The organism is Verrucosispora sp. FIM060022, from assembly GCF_003977705.1.
Lineage (GTDB): Bacteria > Actinomycetota > Actinomycetes > Mycobacteriales > Micromonosporaceae > Micromonospora > Micromonospora gifhornensis.
Genome location: NZ_RQIV01000011.1, coordinates 12,679 through 29,520, shown reverse-complemented (window position 1 = coordinate 29,520; position 16,842 = coordinate 12,679). Strand labels below are relative to the sequence as shown.

The window sequence follows — 16,842 nt, the reverse complement described above, 5'->3', positions numbered from 1 at the left end:
TGGTTGCGGATCATCGCAGGGCGGCGCGTACGGGGCGGGTTTTGGCTGCTGCTTCGGCGACTTCGGCGTCGGGGTCGCTGTCCCAGGTGATGCCGCCGCCGGCCCACACGTGCACGGTGTGGTGGTCGACGGCGGCGGTGCGGATGGTCAGGCCGAGGTCGATGTGGCCGGGGGCGACCCAGCCGAGGCCGCCCATGCTGGCGCCGCGGCCGACAGGTTCCAGGGCGGCGATGTGGTGCAGGGCGGCGAGTTTCGGGGCGCCGGTGACGGAGCCGCCGGGGCATACGGCGCGTAGCAGGTCGGCCAGGCCGAGGCCGTCGGCGGCCTGGGCGCGGATGGTGGATTCGGCCTGCCACAGGTCACACCATCGGCGTACGGCGAACAGGTCGTCGACGCGGACGCTGCCGGTGGCGGCGATGCGGGCCAGGTCGTTGCGTTCCAGGTCGACGATCATGATGTGTTCGGCGCGTTCCTTGCGGGAGGCGAGCAGGTCGGCGCGGCCGGTGGCGGTGGCGGGGCGGGTGCCTTTGATGGGGCGGGTGGTGAGGGTGCCGTCGCGGACTTCGATGAGGGTTTCCGGGCTGGCGCAGCCGATGGCCCAGTCGGGGCCGGACAGGACGCCGCCGTAGCGGGCGCCGGGGAGTCGACCGAGGCGGGCCAGGGCGGGCAGCGGGTTGCCGGTGTACGGGGCGGCGGCGTGGCCGACGAGGTTGACCTGGTAGACCTGGCCGCGGCTGATGGCGTGGCGGACGGCTTCGACGGCGGCGGCGTGTTGCGGGGGGCTCCAGCTTTCGGTCCAGGGTCCCCGCGACCAGCTGGTGGCCGGTGGTGGGGGTGGTGGGGTGTCGGTGTGGCCGTAGACGACGACGGCGACGTCGGGCAGGTCGGCGGGGCTGGGTGGGCCGGGGTCGCCGCCGACCATCAGGGCGCCGGCGGCGGCGGAGACGTAGAGGGCGGCGCCGCAGAGCTGCTCGTGGTCGTGGTCGTGGCGGGGTGCGGGGCGGGTGAGGTCGTGCAGGTGCAGGTCGTGGGCGGTGAGGAAGTCCTGGATTGCGGTGGCGGGGTCACCGCCGTCGGTGGGTCGCCACTGCCAGCGGGCGCGTTCGACGAGGCGGCCGCGGCAGGCGGTGGGGGCGGCGGGTGGCGCGACCACCATTCGTGGGAGCGCTTCCATGACGTCTGGGCGATGGATGCTCATCCGTTCAGTGGATTTCCCACGCGCCGCGCGGACATCTGCTCGATGCCGCGCGCTTCCGCTTGGTACTGTGCGTCACTGGTCATGTGAACCATGACACAGTGCCCCCACAGTCCGGAGAACCCGATGTGCCAGCACCAACCCACCTGCCCCTCCGCCGACGCCACCGACCGGGAAGCCGCCAAGGCCATCGCCTGTTTTCCGGAACAGGGCTGGAGCCTGCTCTGCAACGGCGTCATCGTTTTCGAGGACACCGGCGAACTGCTGCCCGACGGCAGCAGCATCGCACCCCACCGCGGACCCGCCCGCCACGCCCTCGCCGCCTGACCCGACCACGATCCGTCCCGACCTTTCCCGCGCCGCCTCAGGCTAGCCCCCCGCCGCGGCACTGGTCACCGCAGGTCGGCGTACCACCGGGGCGGCACTGCGACGCCCCGGCGCACACCCTGCCGCTCAGTCCTCGTACGCCTGCGGTGCCGGGCACGAACACACCAGATTCCGATCGCCGTAGCCGCCGTCGACCCGCCGCACCGGCGGCCAGTACTTCGCCACCCGGTCCACCCCGGCCGGATAGCCGCCCACCGACCGCGGATACGCGTGCGGCCACTCGTCGCCGGACACCATCGCCGCGGTGTGCGGCGCGTTGACCAGCGGATTGTCATCGGCCGGCCACTGCCCCGCCGCCACCGCGTCGATCTCCGCCCGGATGGCGATCATCGCGTCGCAGAACCGGTCCAGCTCGGCCAGATCCTCACTCTCCGTCGGCTCCACCATCAACGTCCCGGCCACCGGGAACGACATGGTCGGCGCGTGGAACCCGTAGTCGATGAGCCGCTTGGCCACGTCGTCGACACTGACCCCGGTCGCCTTCGTCAACGGCCGCAGATCCAGGATGCACTCGTGGGCCACCAGCCCCTTGTTGCCGGCGTACAGCACCGGGAAGTGTCCACGCAGCCGCGCCGCCACGTAGTTGGCCGCCAGCACCGCCACCCCGGTCGCCCGGGCCAGCCCGTGCGCGCCCATCATCCGCAGGTACACCCACGGGATCGGCAGGATGCCCGCCGACCCGTACCGGGCCGCCGAGATCGCCGGCCGACCATCCACCGGCTCGCCGACCGGGTCACCGGGCAGGAACGGCGCCAGATGCGCGCGTACCGCCACCGGACCGACCCCCGGCCCACCACCGCCGTGCGGAATGCAGAACGTCTTGTGCAGGTTCAGGTGCGACACGTCCGCCCCGAACCGGCCCGGCTTGGCGAAGCCGACAAGCGCGTTGAGGTTCGCCCCGTCGACGTACACCTGACCGCCGGCGTCGTGGACCTTCGCGCACAACTGCGCGATGCCCGTCTCGTACACCCCGTGCGTCGACGGATACGTCACCATGATCGCCGCCAGGGTGTCGGCGTGCGCCTCGATCTTCGCGTCCAGGTCGACCAGGTCGACGTTGCCGTCGGCGTCACAGCCGACCACCACCACCCGCATGCCGGCCATCACCGCGCTGGCGGCGTTGGTGCCGTGCGCCGACGACGGGATCAGACACACGGTGCGGTGCCCCTCACCGCGGGAGCGGTGGTAGGCGCGGATCGCCAGCAGACCCGCCAACTCCCCCTGCGAGCCGGCGTTGGGCTGCACGCTGACCGCGTCGTAGCCGGTGACCTCCGCCAGCCACCCCTCCAGCTGGCTGATCATCGTGCGGTAGCCGGTGGTCTGCTCGGCCGGCGCGAACGGATGCAGGTGCGCGAACTGCGCCCAGCTGATCGGTTCCATCTCGGTGGTCGCGTTGAGTTTCATGGTGCACGAACCCAACGGGATCATGCCCCGGTCCAGGGCGTAGTCCAGGTCGGCGAGCCGACGCAGGTACCGCAGCATCGCCGTCTCCGAATGGTGGCTGCGGAACACCGGGTGGGTCAGGAAGTCCGACGTGCGGGCCAACGCGCCCGGCAGAGCCACATCGGTGTCACCGTCGACGCCGTCGACGCCGAACGCCGCCCACACCGCCGCCAGGTGCGCGCCCGTGGTGGTCTCGTCGCAGGAGATCCCCACCCGGTCGGCGTCGACCAGCCGCAGGTTGACGTTGCGGGCCGCCGCCGCGGCCACCACCTCGACGGCCCGCCCCGGCACGGTCGCGGTGACCGTGTCGAAGAACGGCACGTCGGCCACCTCGACGCCACCGGCCCGCAGGCCGGCCGCCAACCGGGCCGCCGACGCATGGGTACGCCTCGCGATGCGCCGCAGCCCGTCCGGGCCGTGGTAGACGGCGTACATGCTGGCCATCACCGCCAGCAGCACCTGCGCGGTGCAGATGTTGCTTGTCGCCTTCTCCCGCCGGATGTGCTGCTCCCGGGTCTGCAACGCCAACCGGTACGCCGCCTGCCCGGCCGTGTCCCGCGACACCCCGACCAGCCGGCCCGGCAGCATCCGTTCCAGACCCCGCCGGACCGCCAGATATCCGGCGTGCGGGCCACCGAAGCCCATCGGCACCCCGAAGCGTTGGGTGGTGCCCGCGGCGATGTCGACACCGATCTCCCCCGGCGGGCGCAGCAGCGTCAACGCCAGCAGGTCCGCCGCGACGGTCACCAACGCCCCGACGGCATGCGCGGCCTCCACCAGCCGGGCATGATCACGTACGGTTCCGGAGGCGCCCGGATACTGCAGGTGCAGGCCGAAGAACTCCGCCGGCAACTCGTCACGGTCGACGTCGACGACCCGTACCTCGATGCCGAGCGGCTGCGCCCGGCCGGTGATCACCGCGAGGGTCTGCGGCAGGGTGTCGGCGTCGACCACGTACACCGGGCTGCTGCTCTTCGACGCCCGCCGGGCCAGGGTCATCGCCTCCGCCGCCGCGGTGCCCTCATCCAGCATCGACGCGTTGGCGGTCGCCAGGCCGGTCAGATCCGACACCATGGTCTGGAAGTTCAGCAGCGCCTCCAACCGGCCCTGACTGATCTCCGGCTGGTACGGCGTGTACGCGGTGTACCAGGCCGGGTTCTCCAGCACGTTGCGGCGGATCACCGCCGGGGTGTGCGTACCGTGATAACCCAACCCGATCATCGACACGGCGACTGTGTTCTCGGCGGCCAGGGCCCGTAACTCGGCCAGGGCGTCGTGCTCGCTGGCCGGCTCCGGCAGATCCAACCGGCCGTGCCAGCGGATCACCTCCGGGATCGCCGCGTCCATCAACTCGTCGATCGAGGCGTACCCGACGGTTTCCAACATCCGGCGCTCGTCGTCCGGGCCGGGACCGATGTGACGGTCGGCGAACAGCTCTGCGGTCATGGGTGGCGCTCCCGCGAAGGTGGGGGTCGACAGGTCGGCCCTCCCCCTCTGTCACACCCACGGGCGCTCCACAGTGCCTGACGCCACGCGGTCCTTTTGCCTGAGAGGTTCCGGGGAGGATTTGCCCCTTCGGCGCCGACCCGGCTACGCCAGGACGGTCTCTCCCACGTGGGTGCTACCGGCACGATCAACGCTACCAGCGCCCCCGCCGGCCCACACCGAACCCCCGGCCGACCCGCGTCGCAGGTGCCGTCGGGTGCCCCGCTCAGCAGCCGCCGACCGGCGCCACCGCGTCGACTGCCGTCGGCTCTGTGCCGGCGGTCAGCAGCCGCTGCACCAGGGCCGGCAACACCTGCCCCAACGGCGCGTCGACCCGCAGCAGGGCATGGGCGTCGCCCCGCGTCGCCCCCTGGTTGACGATCACCACCGGCACCCCGTGCCGGGCCGCCGCGGTGACGAACCGGCGCCCCGACAACACCGTCAACGACGACCCGAGCACCAGCAGCAACCGGGCGGCGGCCACCATCGCGAAGCAGTCCCGCACCCGCCCGGCGGGCACCGTCTCACCGAAGAACACCACGTCGGGCTTGAGCATCCCGCCACAGCTGCGGCAGTCGACGGTACGGAACCCGGCCACCTCGGTGTCGTCGAGTTCCACGTCACCGTCCGGGTTGATCGCGGCGGCCCGGGCGGTGAAGTCCGGGTTCAGCCGGCGCAGCCGCCCGTCCAGCTCCTGCCGCGACGTCCGCTGCCCACAGCCCAGGCAGATCACCTGGTCGAGCCGCCCGTGCAACTCCACCACGTCACGGCTGCCCGCGGCGGTGTGCAGCCCGTCGACGTTCTGGGTGATCACCCCGCTCACCAGGCCGCCGTGCTGCAGCCGGGCCACCGCCCGGTGACCGTCGTTCGGCGCCGCCTGCGCCATCAACCGCCACCCCAGGTGACTACGGGCCCAGTAGCGGCGGCGGGCCTGCGCGTCACCCACGAACATCTGATACGTCATCGGGGTGTGCCGGCGGGCCACCCCACTCGGCCCCCGATAGTCCGGAATGCCCGACTCGGTGGACAGCCCGGCGCCGCTGAGCACCACCACCTCACCACCGGCCACCAGCCCCGCCACCGGCGCGATCACATCCTCCACCCGACCCATGCTGCCCCAGCCGCCACGCCCACGACCAGCCGCCGCACCCGCCAGCTGGCCTCCCGCCGACGAGCCCGGGGGCCGTGCCCGTCAGGGCTGGTGGTGACGTGGCGCCGCACCCGCCGGCACCGCCGGCGCGCCGATGCGCTCCATCGTGCGCGCCAACTGGGCACTGCCGTCGTCGAGATGCCGCGCCGCCGCCCGCATGTGCGAGATCATCATCTCGCCGTAGATCCGCAGCGCCTCCCGCGCCGCCACCCCGTCGTCGAACGACGCCCCGGCCGACGCCCGGTAATCCTGCACCGCACGCTCCGCCTCCTGACGGGCCTGCTCCACCGCCGCCCGCACGTAACTCTCGTACTGGGTGCGGGCGTACTCGGCGACCCGCCGCGCATAGTCGTGCGCCTGCGCGATGATCTGCTCGGCCTCCCGCTGCGCCGCCGACAGTAGATTCACCTCCTTGGTCGCCGGCAACGACGCCGTCGGCTCCGCGCTCGGAATCACCCCGTGCCGGTGCAACTCCACATGGTCACCCAACCGCTCGTTCTCGGCGCGCAGGTTCGCCACCTGGGTGGCCAACAGGTCCAACTCGTCGGCCACCTGCATCCGGAACCGGTCCACGTCGGCCTGGTCGTAGCCGCGCCGCGCGAACGACGACGAACCGAACTCCCACCGCCGGACCCGGTCTGCGGTCATCCGCACCGGCACCCCACCGACGACATCGGTGCCGTCGTACCGGCCGAGGGGCACCGCCACCCCGACCCGACTGCCAGACTCACTCACCGGGCACCTCCGCGATCGTCAGGGACGGTCGACGTCGCCGACCGCCACGCCGGGCCGTACCACCGCTGACCCGGATCCTCGTGGTGCAGCTGCCCGGGGTGATAACCCGCGCGGGTCAACGCCGCCACCGTCCGCGCCACCACGTCATCGGAACCACACACGTACACGTGCCGGGACCGCCAGTCACCGTCGGCCAACGCCCGGTCCACCGGATACACGAACTCACCCGGCCGCTGCAGGTCCAACCCGGCCACCTGCGTCACCGTCAACCACGGATACGACGCCGCCAGCTTGTCGAGCCCCTCGGCGTCGTAACACTCGCCGTGCGAACGGAACCCGACGTACAGGTCGACGCGGCGCGGCGCCTCCTCGGCCGCCACCTGCTCCACCAACGCCTTCAACGGCGCCCAGCCGGTACCGGCGGCCAACAGCAGCAGATTCGCCGACCCGGCCGAGGACAACGTCAACCCGTCCCCCACCGGCGCCGCCAGATGCACCTGGTCACCCACCGCGCACCCGTACACCAGCCGCGACGACACCGCACCACCCGGCACGGCCCGCACATGCAACTCCAGCGTGCCGTCCGCGCGGGGAGCGTTCGCCGGCGAGTAGTACCGCCACGACCGCAACGCCGGATGCGACAACCCGATCGACTGGCCCGGCGTGAACGGCAACAGGTACTGCGGTCGTACCGTCAGCACCGCCACGTCGAAACCCCGCCGCTCATGACCGACCACCTCCGCCACCCACCACGGTGGCTGCACCGCCTCGGCGGCCTGCGCGGCCTCCGTCATCACCTTCGCCACCAGCCCGTACGCCGCCGACCAGTCCTGCGCCAGCTCGTCGGTCCACGCCTCGGCGAGGAAATGCCGCAACGTCGCCAGCAACGCCTGACCGACCGCCGGATAGTGCTCCGCCCGCACCGCGAACTTGCGGTGGTCGGCACCCAGCTTTTGCAGGTAACCGGCCAACCGGTCGACCTGATCCACCTGCGACACGATGTGACCGAGCGCGGCGACCAGCCGATCCCGCTGACCCGCCATGTTCGTCGGAAACAGCTGCCGGGTCTGCGGATGGGTCAGGAACAGCGTCGAATAGAAGTACAGCGGCACCTGGTCACCGTGCGCGGCGACGGCCGACCAGCTGCGCTTGAGTCGGGAGACGTCCACGCTCAGGCGTCCGCCTGACGCCCGCCGGCCACCACCTGGTCCTGCACCTGCGCCAACACCGCCTGCACATCGGTGATCACGTCACCCGGCACGTTCAGCTGCGTCAACACCGCCGTCAGGTGCCCGCCCACCTGCTGGTAATGCGCCACCGGAATCTGCAACGGCTGATGCGCGGTGGCCAGATCACGACCCCGGTACTCGTTCGGGCCGCCCAGCACCACGGTCAACATCTGCGCCATGTGCCGACGCTGCCCGGCCATGTCCACCGCGGTGAAGTAGCCGGCCAACTCCGGGTCGGCCAGCACCCGGTCGTAGAACAGCTCGACAGCGGCCTTGACCGAACCGGCCCCACCGATACGCTCGAAATGCGAAACCGGCGTGGGCTCCTCGGTAACCGTCACAGGTCGTTCCTTCCCGTTCAGCAGGGGTGGGCGCGTCGACGCGCGCCGACGACGATCTGCGGACATCGACAGTGCCGCGACGCTACGGCAGCGACGCCATGCAGACCGTGACGGACGATAGCGTGCCGCGCCGCCCACGTCAGGGTCGACCTGTCAGCTGGCCGACAGCACCCAGTCACAGAACGTGATGAACGAAAACCGTCGGTCATCGGACGAACACGCAAAGCGGTCATCCTCGAACAAGTTCACACCCCGACCACCGGCACTGGCCAGCGCCGACAACCAATCCGACGACCCGCGACCCACCACACCGGACCGACACCGGCGACCAGAGGACCACTCAAAGTGATCGCGAAGAATTCAAAGAATGGAAACAATCCCCACCCGGCACACCCACGGGTGACACCACAGCATGCCAGTCGTGACCCAGCCGACCGACCGCGCAGTCAGCCGGCCCGACGCCGCGCCCGACGCGCCGCCAACTCGTCACCCACCGCCGGCTCCTGCGGCTCGTCCGGCTCCGCCACCACCCCCGCCGGCTCCGCCGGCAGATGCGACAACGACCCCTGGATCTCCTTGAACGCACCACCGATCGCGATGCCGAACACCCCCTGGCCGCCCTGCAACAGGTCGACCACCTCCTCCGGAGACCGACACTCGTACACCGTCGTCCCGTCGGAAATCAACGTGATGCCCGCCAGATCCGCCACACCACGCGACCGCAACGCCTCGATCGCCTTACGGATGTTCTGCAACGACACCCCGGCGTCCAACAACCGCTTCACGACCTTCAACACCACCAGGTCACGGAACGAATACAACCGCTGCGTCCCCGAACCCGACGCATCCCGCACACTCGGCACCACCAACGCCGTACGCGCCCAGTAGTCCAACTGCCGGTAACTGATGCCCACCGCGTGGCACGCCGTCACACCCCGGTACCCCACCGCACCGTCACCGTCAGTCGCCGACCCGGGTGTCCCACCCGACTCGTCCAGCCCGGTGACCGGATCGGAATCTCGCGGCTCGTGCATCCGGACAACCTCCCCGTCAGTGCGGTGACACGTCGTCTCTGAGACGCGCACCCCTCGACACGGGCAACCCTATAGCGACCGGCCCGCGTTACCACGGAGAAACCATCGCGACACGCCGCGCATCGACAGCGACGAGCATCACCATCACCGACAGTAACCGGCGAAGTGAGGACAAGCAGCGACCCGGGTCCACCAGCTCAGCCGGCGAAATCCTCCGGACGCACCTGCTCCAGGAACTCCCGGAACTTCTCCACCTCGTCCTCCTGCTCATCAGGGATCACGATCCCCGCCTCACTGAGGACCTGCTCGGCACAACGAATCGGCGCACCGACCCGCAACGCCAGAGCGATCGAATCACTGGGCCGCGCCGAGACCCGCACCCCGTCACCGATCAACAGATCAGCGAAGAACACGTTCTCCTTCAGCTCAGTGATCTCCACCGCCCGCAACGGCGCCTTCAACGCCGCCAACACATCCCGCAGAAGATCGTGAGTCAACGGCCGGGCCGGCTTGACACCCTGCTGCTCGTAAGCGATCGCCGTCGCCTCCACCGCGCCGATCCAGATCGGCAGATAGCGGTCCCCCTCGACCTCCCTGAGCAGGACGATCGGCTGGTTACTGGGCAACTCCACCCGAACCCCGACCACGCTCAGCTCGCGCACCGCCGCCTCCGTGTCGTTGTCACCTACGCCGCACCGCGCCCTTCTCTGCACGGTACACGGACCGCGACACGGCCGTCCCATGCGCTTCCCGCACCAACAACCGCGCCAGAAGAGGGGTTACCCCCGCAAGCCTACGCCACGCACGACGGGCAGATCCGGCCACACACAGCCGCCTCAGCGCCCCAACGTCGAACGCAACCCCACCCGCACCAGCGCCGCATGCAACTGCTGCGACAACCCCACCAGCTCCCGCGCCGTCTCCGCCGCCCGAGCCCGCGCCGCCGGATCACTCTGCCGCACCAACGGCGCCACCAACTGCGCGAACAAACCGACCTCCCGGTCCGCCGCCGTCCGATAACCCCGCAGATGCCGCGGCTGGAACCCGTACGCCGAAAGCCCCGCCACCGCCTTCGCGATGATCAACGCATCGCCGTCGTACCAACCCGGCGGATCCGACACCACCAGCCCCAGCCGCTCCAACTCCCCCAACGTCGACTCGTCGATCCCGCTGCGCGACACCAACTCCGAGCGGCCCAACCGCACCTGAGCCGACTCCGGACCAGCACCCCGCCCCGGAACCTCACCATCGGGACCCACCGCCACCAACGCCGGCCGGGACCGCTCCGGCACCTCACCCGTGGCTTCCCACCCCGCCAACTGCTCACGGATCACCCGCAACGGCAGATACTGATCCCGCTGCGCGGTCAACACGAACCGCAACCGCGCAACATCGTCCCAGCCGTACTTCCGGTAACCCGCCGCCGTCCGCTGCGGCTCCACCAGGCCCTCGGCCTCCAGGAACCGCAACTTCGAAATGGTCACGTCGGGAAAATCCACCCGCAGCTGGGCCAGCACCTCGCCGATACTCATCAACGGCTGGGCGCGACCCGCCCCGGACGGCGTCGAGGCCGCAGGCTCGTTCACCCCCGGCCGGCCTCGCCCTCAGGGCGCGGACCGGCGATGAACACCACCCGGAACTTGCCGATCTGCACCTCGTCACCGTTGGTCAACGTCGCCGCCTCGACCCGCTCCCGGTTCACGTACGTGCCGTTCAAACTGCCCACGTCCCGCACCGTGAACGTCCCACCATCACGGTGGAACTCCGCATGCCGACGCGACACCGTCACATCGTCGAGAAAAATGTCACTGTCCGGGTGCCGCCCACTGGTCGTCACATCGTGATCCAGCAGGAACCGCGCACCCGCGTTCGGACCCCGACGAACCACCAGCAGCGCCATCCCCGGCGGCAACGAACCGGACATCCGGCTCGGCACCACATCGGTGTCCGGCCCCTCCAACGCTTCTTCGAGCGAACCGAGATTGAGCGTCGACGTGACGTCGAGCGGGGGGAACTCGTCGCCTGGGCGAGTCATGGGACCACCTCACGGATCTGTTTCGGTCGGCGTCGGGTGACGGCGGGTCTGGCCGCCGGGCGCACATCCCCCCGGCGGCTGGCTCTCCGTGCCCCGAAAGGCTGTCCGCGACGCTCAACAAATGGGTTCTCGGTCGACTGGGCGAGCCTAGCCAGCGCCGAAAAACAGGGCAACCGGACGCGCGGCACAGACACCAACGCGCCGACACAGCAAAACGCTCAGCTCTCCGTCAACTCGCGATACGCGTCCGCGGTGAGCAGCCCGTCGACCGCCGCCGGATCCGCCACAGCGATCTCCACCAACCAACCCGACCCGTACGGATCCGTGTTGATCACCTCGGGCGTGTCGGCCAACACCTCATTACGCGCCGACACCGTACCCCCCACCGGGGCGTACAACTCCGACACGCTCTTGGTCGACTCGATCTCACCCAACGGCTCACCGGCCGCCACCACCGCACCGGCCTCCGGCAACTGCACGTACACGATGTCGCCGAGAGCATCCTGCGCGAAATGAGTGATACCGACCCGCACGGCCCCGCCGTCAGCGGCCGCCACCCACTCATGCTCAGCGGTGTAACGCAGATCCTCAGGAATCACCAGCGTCCTCATCCATCGCGACACCGGACCTCACCGATGCCGGCCCACCAGGCCTAACCGACCGGACGGGCGTGTTCCAGTGTTCTGGGCACGTGCAGCGCCGAAACCTCGGCAACCTCACGATCCTCAACGATCACGTTACCGCCGTCCTGCGCAACCGACGCCACCACCCCACCGGGAATGTTCAGCCCCGTACGCATCGTCGCCGGATCACCGATCACCGTGATCGTGAACGGACCCGACAACGGACGCCCATCCACGATCAACGAGCCGTTCTCCCCGTCCAGGAAGTACGTCGACGCCACGATCCGCACCGACGCCCGGTCACCACCGGAAATCTGCATCGCCTCCGCGCCCGCACCCCGCAACTCCTGCACCGCATCCAACACCCGGATCGCCGAGATCGGCTTCGCACCCGCCTGGAACCGCACCGCCAGACCCGGACCCCGCGCCGGCAACGTACCCGCCAGAATCCCCAACTCGTCCGCCCGCCGGGTCGCCTCCTGCAACGCCGCCTGACGCCCCTGCTCACCCGAACGCAACTGCCGCTGACTCTCCTCCAACGCCGAGATGTCCTGCCGCAGCCGAACGTCCCGCGCCTCCAGGTCGTACAGAATCCGCACCAGGTCCTCCTGGCGCGCCGCCGCCAACGACGAATCCGTCGACGTGGTCTTCAACTGCACCGCCAGCGTGAACCCCAGCAACACCAGCAACACGCTGATCATCACCGTCGCGGAACCGAACCGCCGCCAACCCGCCGCCACCGCCGCCGCGAACGACCCCGCCGCCGACTCGTCCCCGCCGTTGGCCGGCGCATCGTCCTCCGGCGGGCGCCCCTGCGGCGACAACGGACTCAGCTCGTCCGGATCCGGCGCCTCCGGCCGCGGATCCGGCTCACCCGCCGGACCATCCGGCCGCACCGGACCCGCCGGCTGCGGCCACCCCGTACCCGTCTCGGTGTGCTCGTCAGTCACGCCACAAACCTACGCCCGGAACAGGTGCCGGCGGATCGCCGCCACGTTTCCGAAGATGCGCACACCCAACACGACCACCACACCGGTGGACAACTGCCCACCCACACCCAACTGATCACCCAGATACACGATCAACGCCGCCACCAACACGTTCGAGATGAACGACACCACGAACTGCTTGTCGTCGAAGATGCGGTCCAACTTCGCCCGAACCCCACCGAACACCGCGTCCAGCGCCGCCACCACCGCGATCGGCAGGTACGGCTGCAACGCCGCCGGCACCGTGGGATCCAACCACAGACCGAGCACCACACCGGCCAGCAGAGCCAGCACCGCGATCATCGACCACCTCCGGAGGGACTGGGGGACCCGCCACCCGACGGCGACACACTCGGACTCACCGCAGGCTCCGCGTAGCGTAGCCGCGGCTCCGGCGCCGCCGGCAACGTGAGGTCATCGACCTGCCGCACACCGAACGACAACCCGGTGTCCTGCGCCACCTTGCGCATCGTCAATGCGCTCCGGCTGGCCTCGTACCGCTCACGCATCGACCTCGGACCGATCGCCGACACCTCGTACGGCCCGGTCACCGGCCGGAAGTCCACCAGGATCGCCTGACCCGCGTTCCGGATCGTCGAGGTCGCCGTCAACCGCTGCCCGTTGATCGCGATCGCCTCCGCCCCCGCACCCCACAGGTCATTGGCCACCCCCTGAAGGTCGCTGTAGAGCACCTGCGACGGGCCGACGTTGGCCCCACCGAGGCCATCCTGACCACTCGGGCCGTCCTCCAACCGGACCACCACACCGTCGCCACGCACCCGACCGAGACCGGTGCTTGCCGCAAGATTGCGCAGCCGCGACGCCTGCGAACCGCTCAGCTGCGCCTCCCGCTGCCGGTTCACCTCATCGCGCAGCTGGTCGGCCCGCTCCGACATCGCGTCCGTGTCGGCCTGCCGCTGCTTGATCTGCGCCACCAGACCCGAACGGGCCTGCGCCCGCCCCGACTCCTCGGCCGTGGTCTGCCGGTACGCCACCGCGCAGAGAAAACCCAGCAGCACGATCAACACCAGGCTGACCGGACTCACCGTCCAGCCGGGTCGAGGCGATCCCCCGCGACGCGCCCGCGCCTGCGCCGCGTCTTCGTAACCCGGATCCAACGGGTTACGGAACAACTCGGTCAGGAAGTCCGGGGTGAAGGTCCGTACGCCGCGACGCTCGTCGTCGTCACCCACCCGCTCGCTCATGCCTCTCCCCGTCCCCGTACCGCCCGCACCAGCTGGCGGGCCTGGATCACGTAGAACGCGCCGGCCACCCAGTAGAGCACCAGACCCCACCAGGCCAGGGCCCAGCCCATCGGGTGCGCGACCGCCGTGGTGGCCGACACCGTCGCGGCCAGCAGCAGCAGCGGGAAGGCCGCGAGCAGCAGGAACGTGGCGGTCTTACCGACATAGTGCACCGGCGGCGGACCGTAGCCGTGCCGGCGCAGCACCGCCAACGACACCAGCAGCAGCGCCTCCCGGGCCAGCAGGGCTGCGGTGAACTGCCAGGGCACCACGTCCCGGGCGGTGAAGGCGATCAGGACGGCGAGGATGTACAGCCGGTCGGCGAGCGGGTCGAGCAGCTCACCGAGGCGGCTGACCTGGCGCAGGCGGCGGGCGATCCAACCGTCGACCCAGTCGCTGGTGCCCCCGACGGCCAGCACCACGACCGCGGCCACGTCCGCGCGCGCGACCAGGAACAGGTAGAGGAACAACGGGACACCGGCCAGCCGTACGAAGCTGATCACGTTCGGCACGGTCAGCACCCGGTGCTCTCCACCGGCGTCGGCGGCCTGGGGTGGCTCCGTTCGAGCGGGCCGACGCGACACCGAACCTCCTTCGCGGCACGCCGGTCCATCGCGGGCCTCTGGTCCGCCGGCGGTCGTGCGTGCTGTCCCGTCGGCTGACGCCGACTCCCCCTGTGATCCCGATCCGGGATCGTCCCTGGCCCTGCCGTCCGCTGTCGAAGATCGCGAACCGGCGGAATGCGCTGCCACTATATCGGGCCCTGGTGCAGGCCTCGCCTTGTAGCGGTGCCGGGTGGGATGCGTGGTGTCGAGGTGACGGTGGTCACCACGCGTAAAGCGTCCTAGGATGAATGCTGTCGGGGTGGGCAGGTGCGTACTCGTCAACGGTCCGCGCGCTCGCCCCCGCCGTGCCAGTCCAGGCACACCACCACCGCGTCGTCGCGCAGGTCGGCGTCGGCGTGGAAGGCCTGCAACTCGCGCATCACCGTCCCCACCGCCTCGCTCGGCGGCTGCAACCGCGTGGCCCGCATGGACCGGGCCATCGCCCGCTGGCCGTACGCCTCCCGGCCGCTCGGGTCCGCACCCCACACACCGTCGGAGACGACGAACAATCGGTCCCCCGGATCCAGGTCGAACTCCTGCAGGTTGTAACGGGTCTCGGCGAACATGCCCAACGGCAGCTGCTGCTCCAGCACCAGGCGGGTGACCGCGCCACCCCGCAACCGCATCAGATGCGGCGAGCCCGCGTCGACCGCCCGCACCCGCCCGGTCGTACAGTCCAGTTCGAGCAGCACGGTGGCCACGTGCCGGTGCCCCCGATGCTGGTAGTAGACCGTGTCGGAGGCCAGTTCGGCCTGTTCCACAAGTCCGCCGCCGGAGCGGCGGGCGTTGCGCATCGCGTTGACCGTCACCGCGGTCAGCAACGCCGCGGCGAGCCCGATGGTGTCGCCGTTGAGCACGGTGACGGTCAGCCGGTCGTCATTCAACGACCAGTCGAAATGGTCACCGCTGACCGTGTACGCCGGTTCGAGCTGGCCCGCCAGCTGGAAGGCCTCGTGGCTGATGCCGCGCCCGGGCAGCAGCTCCCACTGCAACTCGGCCGCCATGCTCAGCCGCTCCCGGCGGCGGGCCCGCCGATACCTGTCGGTCTCCCGGTCGGCGGCGCGCAACGCCATGGCCACCTCGCCGGCGATGTCCGTTGCCGCGGCGACGACCTCCTCCGACGGCGCCTGCGGCAACTCGACCATCAGCACACCCAGCCGCTCCCCCCACACCGTCAGCGGCAGGTAGAGCCGGCAGCGGCCCTGTGGTTCACCGCCCCGCACCCACTGCTGACTGCTGAAGCACCGCTGCACCATGCTCTGCACCGCCTGACCGGCGACCTGCGGCTGGCGGGAGTCGAGCACCGGCCACAGACCGTTGATCCGGTAGTCGGCGACGAACACGGCGGTGCCCACGGCACCGAGTACGGAACGAATGGCCTGGTCGGCGGCCTCGACCACCCGGTCGGGCGGCGCCTCGCGCAGGGCGCGGGAAATCCCCGTGAGCGCATCCGCCATGACCATCCTCCGAAAATTACTTGCCCTGGGGCAAGCATCATACGGAGGTGGGGCGACCCCCGGTCACCCGGCCGACCGCACCGCCACCGCGCCGTGGAAGGCGTCCGGCACCTGCTCCGGCGCACCGTCCGGCCGCCAGTGCGGCACCGCGACGATCCCCTCCGATGTGGGCGTCCACCGCCCCAGCAGCGGCGCGAATGCCGCCGGCGTGCGCATCCGGAACGCCGGCCCCATCATGGCCAGCGCCTCGGGGTGGCCGGCCAACTCCTCGGTGTCGAAGTCGATGGCCAGGTGACTGCCCACAGCAGACGCCCGGTACAACTCGTCGAGCGTGCGGGCGAGGGTCTCGTCGTCGAGGAAGGCGGCCAGACCGAGGAACACCACACCCACCGGCCGTCGACCCCAGCCCGGCACGAAACGGTGCAGCAACGCCGGATCGATCGTGCCGATGTCGGTGGCGTCACCGTAGCCGTAACCGGCCCGGTCGCTGCCGGCCAGCAGGCGTTGCCCGAGGCGGATGGTGACCGGGTCCACGTCGGTGTAGAGGACTGTCGCCTCCGGGGCCACCTCGTGCACGTTGCCCATCGTCGGCACCCCGGCGCCGAAGACCAGGAAGCTGTCCACACCGGTCGCGGCGATCGCGCGGACGGCCCGGCCGAGGAAGGCCCGCAGCGCCCGGAAAACCGGCGCGCACGGCCCGTACGCCTGCTCGAAGGCATGCGCCGCCGCCACGTCGACCGGGTAGTGGTGCGTCCCACCGAGCCAGAAGTCGATCATCCGTGCCGTACTCGGCTGGTCGGGCTCCACCATCGACGACGCTCCCTCCCCCGGCGGTCGGGGTCAGCGTACCGACATCGGTCCCCTGGCCGGTATAGCCCCGCTGACCTGCG

Annotated in this window: 18 protein-coding genes and 1 riboswitch; of the genes, 1 reads left to right on the top strand and 17 read right to left on the bottom strand. The window is 70.5% G+C overall.

Annotated elements, in window-relative coordinates; genetic code table 11:
• Positions 1–10: 10 nt before the first annotated feature.
• On the bottom strand, positions 11–1,198 hold the full coding sequence (locus tag EG812_RS24490; protein WP_043720938.1) for a chorismate-binding protein: 1,188 nt from the start codon (positions 1,196–1,198) through the stop codon (positions 11–13).
• Positions 1,199–1,321: 123 nt separating this feature from the next.
• Here EG812_RS24490 and EG812_RS24485 point away from each other — a divergent pair, with 123 nt between their 5' ends.
• Positions 1,322–1,522, top strand: coding sequence for a DUF5999 family protein (locus EG812_RS24485; protein ID WP_013733907.1), 201 nt, complete (start codon positions 1,322–1,324; stop codon positions 1,520–1,522).
• Between the two features lie 126 nt (positions 1,523–1,648).
• Here the strand turns inward: EG812_RS24485 and gcvP are convergent, their stop codons facing one another.
• The 16 genes from gcvP to EG812_RS24405 form a co-directional block, all read right to left on the bottom strand.
• Positions 1,649–4,471, bottom strand: coding sequence for an aminomethyl-transferring glycine dehydrogenase (gcvP, locus tag EG812_RS24480; RefSeq protein WP_126712886.1), 2,823 nt, complete (start codon positions 4,469–4,471; stop codon positions 1,649–1,651).
• Between the two features lie 78 nt (positions 4,472–4,549).
• A riboswitch (glycine riboswitch) is annotated at positions 4,550–4,648 on the bottom strand.
• Positions 4,649–4,736: 88 nt separating this feature from the next.
• Positions 4,737–5,621 (bottom strand): NAD-dependent protein deacetylase, encoded by an 885-nt coding sequence (locus tag EG812_RS24475; protein WP_126712885.1) that lies wholly within the window; start codon positions 5,619–5,621, stop codon positions 4,737–4,739.
• Positions 5,622–5,702: 81 nt separating this feature from the next.
• The gene (locus EG812_RS24470; RefSeq protein ID WP_013733910.1) at positions 5,703–6,395 is read right to left on the bottom strand and encodes a DivIVA domain-containing protein; all 693 of its coding nucleotides are present in this window, start codon (positions 6,393–6,395) and stop codon (positions 5,703–5,705) included.
• Complete coding sequence (locus EG812_RS24465; RefSeq protein ID WP_126712884.1) at positions 6,392–7,564, bottom strand: globin domain-containing protein; 1,173 nt, start codon at positions 7,562–7,564, stop codon at positions 6,392–6,394. Before EG812_RS24465 ends, EG812_RS24470 begins: the two co-directional genes overlap by 4 nt.
• Before the next feature lie 2 nt (positions 7,565–7,566).
• Complete coding sequence (locus EG812_RS24460; RefSeq protein WP_126712883.1) at positions 7,567–7,965, bottom strand: group I truncated hemoglobin; 399 nt, start codon at positions 7,963–7,965, stop codon at positions 7,567–7,569.
• A gap of 446 nt (positions 7,966–8,411) precedes the next feature.
• Positions 8,412–8,999, bottom strand: coding sequence for a MerR family transcriptional regulator (locus EG812_RS24455; protein ID WP_013733913.1), 588 nt, complete (start codon positions 8,997–8,999; stop codon positions 8,412–8,414).
• Positions 9,000–9,196: 197 nt separating this feature from the next.
• A complete protein-coding gene (locus EG812_RS24450; protein ID WP_013733914.1) occupies positions 9,197–9,661 on the bottom strand; it encodes a bifunctional nuclease family protein in 465 nt (154 codons plus the stop codon).
• Between the two features lie 174 nt (positions 9,662–9,835).
• Positions 9,836–10,531: a transcriptional regulator FtsR gene (gene ftsR / locus EG812_RS24445; RefSeq protein ID WP_199180050.1), complete on the bottom strand. Its 696-nt coding sequence runs from the start codon at positions 10,529–10,531 to the stop codon at positions 9,836–9,838.
• Between the two features lie 50 nt (positions 10,532–10,581).
• Positions 10,582–11,034, bottom strand: coding sequence for an oxoglutarate dehydrogenase inhibitor Odhl (gene odhI, locus EG812_RS24440; protein ID WP_013733916.1), 453 nt, complete (start codon positions 11,032–11,034; stop codon positions 10,582–10,584).
• A 218-nt stretch (positions 11,035–11,252) separates the two neighbouring features.
• Positions 11,253–11,633 carry a glycine cleavage system protein GcvH gene (gene gcvH, locus EG812_RS24435; RefSeq protein ID WP_013733917.1) on the bottom strand — a complete coding sequence of 127 codons (381 nt, stop codon included), beginning with the start codon at positions 11,631–11,633 and terminating at the stop codon, positions 11,253–11,255.
• 53 nt (positions 11,634–11,686) lie between these two features.
• Positions 11,687–12,607 (bottom strand): DUF881 domain-containing protein, encoded by a 921-nt coding sequence (locus EG812_RS24430; RefSeq protein ID WP_013733918.1) that lies wholly within the window; start codon positions 12,605–12,607, stop codon positions 11,687–11,689.
• A gap of 9 nt (positions 12,608–12,616) precedes the next feature.
• Positions 12,617–12,949 carry a small basic family protein gene (locus tag EG812_RS24425; protein WP_013733919.1) on the bottom strand — a complete coding sequence of 111 codons (333 nt, stop codon included), beginning with the start codon at positions 12,947–12,949 and terminating at the stop codon, positions 12,617–12,619.
• Positions 12,946–13,851 carry a DUF881 domain-containing protein gene (locus EG812_RS24420; protein ID WP_013733920.1) on the bottom strand — a complete coding sequence of 302 codons (906 nt, stop codon included), beginning with the start codon at positions 13,849–13,851 and terminating at the stop codon, positions 12,946–12,948. Before EG812_RS24420 ends, EG812_RS24425 begins: the two co-directional genes overlap by 4 nt.
• Entirely contained in the window at positions 13,848–14,474 is a 627-nt protein-coding gene (gene clsA, locus EG812_RS24415) for a cardiolipin synthase ClsA (RefSeq protein WP_013733921.1), read from the bottom strand. Before clsA ends, EG812_RS24420 begins: the two co-directional genes overlap by 4 nt.
• A 299-nt stretch (positions 14,475–14,773) precedes the next feature.
• Positions 14,774–15,952: a PP2C family protein-serine/threonine phosphatase gene (locus tag EG812_RS24410; protein ID WP_013733922.1), complete on the bottom strand. Its 1,179-nt coding sequence runs from the start codon at positions 15,950–15,952 to the stop codon at positions 14,774–14,776.
• Positions 15,953–16,015: 63 nt separating this feature from the next.
• Entirely contained in the window at positions 16,016–16,762 is a 747-nt protein-coding gene (locus tag EG812_RS24405; protein WP_013733923.1) for an SAM-dependent methyltransferase, read from the bottom strand.
• Positions 16,763–16,842 lie beyond the last annotated feature (80 nt).